Source organism: Pseudomonas sp. 31 R 17 (assembly GCF_900004915.1).
GTDB lineage: Bacteria > Pseudomonadota > Gammaproteobacteria > Pseudomonadales > Pseudomonadaceae > Aquipseudomonas > Aquipseudomonas orientalis_A.
The window spans coordinates 3,231-5,469 of the sequence record NZ_CVTN01000071.1 but is presented as its reverse complement, the minus strand read 5'-3'; the positions used below and the strand labels follow the sequence as shown (position 1 = coordinate 5,469).

The window sequence follows — 2,239 nt, the reverse complement described above, 5'->3', positions numbered from 1 at the left end:
CGCCTCGGTTGAGACGAAACATCTTAACCAACCGCTCTTTAACAACTGAATCAAGCAATTCGTGTGGGTGCTTGTGGAGTCAGACTGATAGTCAACAAGATTATCAGCATCACAAGTTACTCCGCGAGAAATCAAAGAATAACCAACGATTGCTGAGCCAAGTTTAGGGTTTCTTAAAAACCCAAAGATGTTTGAACTGAAGAGTTTGATCATGGCTCAGATTGAACGCTGGCGGCAGGCCTAACACATGCAAGTCGAGCGGTAGAGAGAAGCTTGCTTCTCTTGAGAGCGGCGGACGGGTGAGTAAAGCCTAGGAATCTGCCTGGTAGTGGGGGATAACGTTCGGAAACGGACGCTAATACCGCATACGTCCTACGGGAGAAAGCAGGGGACCTTCGGGCCTTGCGCTATCAGATGAGCCTAGGTCGGATTAGCTAGTTGGTGAGGTAATGGCTCACCAAGGCGACGATCCGTAACTGGTCTGAGAGGATGATCAGTCACACTGGAACTGAGACACGGTCCAGACTCCTACGGGAGGCAGCAGTGGGGAATATTGGACAATGGGCGAAAGCCTGATCCAGCCATGCCGCGTGTGTGAAGAAGGTCTTCGGATTGTAAAGCACTTTAAGTTGGGAGGAAGGGCAGTTACCTAATACGTGATTGTTTTGACGTTACCGACAGAATAAGCACCGGCTAACTCTGTGCCAGCAGCCGCGGTAATACAGAGGGTGCAAGCGTTAATCGGAATTACTGGGCGTAAAGCGCGCGTAGGTGGTTTGTTAAGTTGGATGTGAAATCCCCGGGCTCAACCTGGGAACTGCATTCAAAACTGACTGACTAGAGTGTGGTAGAGGGTGGTGGAATTTCCTGTGTAGCGGTGAAATGCGTAGATATAGGAAGGAACACCAGTGGCGAAGGCGACCACCTGGACCAACACTGACACTGAGGTGCGAAAGCGTGGGGAGCAAACAGGATTAGATACCCTGGTAGTCCACGCCGTAAACGATGTCAACTAGCCGTTGGGAGCCTTGAGCTCTTAGTGGCGCAGCTAACGCATTAAGTTGACCGCCTGGGGAGTACGGCCGCAAGGTTAAAACTCAAATGAATTGACGGGGGCCCGCACAAGCGGTGGAGCATGTGGTTTAATTCGAAGCAACGCGAAGAACCTTACCAGGCCTTGACATCCAATGAACTTTCCAGAGATGGATTGGTGCCTTCGGGAACATTGAGACAGGTGCTGCATGGCTGTCGTCAGCTCGTGTCGTGAGATGTTGGGTTAAGTCCCGTAACGAGCGCAACCCTTGTCCTTAGTTACCAGCACGTCATGGTGGGCACTCTAAGGAGACTGCCGGTGACAAACCGGAGGAAGGTGGGGATGACGTCAAGTCATCATGGCCCTTACGGCCTGGGCTACACACGTGCTACAATGGTCGGTACAGAGGGTTGCCAAGCCGCGAGGTGGAGCTAATCCCACAAAACCGATCGTAGTCCGGATCGCAGTCTGCAACTCGACTGCGTGAAGTCGGAATCGCTAGTAATCGCGAATCAGAATGTCGCGGTGAATACGTTCCCGGGCCTTGTACACACCGCCCGTCACACCATGGGAGTGGGTTGCACCAGAAGTAGCTAGTCTAACCTTCGGGAGGACGGTTACCACGGTGTGATTCATGACTGGGGTGAAGTCGTAACAAGGTAGCCGTAGGGGAACCTGCGGCTGGATCACCTCCTTAATCGACGACATCAGCTGCTCCATAAGTTCCCACACGAATTGCTTGATTCATTGAAGAAGACGAAAGAAGCAGCCTAAATAGGGTTGTAGCTTAGTTGGTTAGAGCGCACCCCATGCTCTGTGGTAAAGAGCAGGGTGAGGTCGGCCTTAGCAGCTCGAAATTGGGTCTGTAGCTCAGTTGGTTAGAGCGCACCCCTGATAAGGGTGAGGTCGGCAGTTCGAATCTGCCCAGACCCACCAATTTTGTGTGGGAAACGCCTGTAGAAATACGGGGCCATAGCTCAGCTGGGAGAGCGCCTGCCTTGCACGCAGGAGGTCAACGGTTCGATCCCGTTTGGCTCCACCACTACTGCTTCTGTTTGTATAAAGCTTAGAAATGAGCATTCCATCGTCATGATGGTGAATGTTGATTTCTGGTCTTTGACTAGTTCGTTCTTTAAAAATTTGGGTATGTGATAGAAAGATAGACTGAACGTTACTTTCACTGGTAACGGATCAGGCTAAGGTAAA

Annotated in this window: 2 tRNA genes and 1 rRNA gene; all 3 read left to right on the top strand. The window is 51.5% G+C overall.

What is annotated here, in order from left to right:
* Nucleotides 1-193: 193 nt before the first annotated feature.
* The 3 genes from BFP89_RS17235 to BFP89_RS17225 all read left to right on the top strand — a co-directional run bounded on the left by BFP89_RS17235 (nucleotide 194) and on the right by BFP89_RS17225 (nucleotide 2,075).
* Nucleotides 194-1,730 (top strand): 16S ribosomal RNA (locus BFP89_RS17235).
* 162 nt (nucleotides 1,731-1,892) lie between these two features.
* A tRNA-Ile gene (locus BFP89_RS17230) sits at nucleotides 1,893-1,969 on the top strand.
* Nucleotides 1,970-1,999: 30 nt separating this feature from the next.
* Nucleotides 2,000-2,075, top strand: a tRNA-Ala gene (locus BFP89_RS17225).
* Nucleotides 2,076-2,239: the final 164 nt, after the last annotated feature.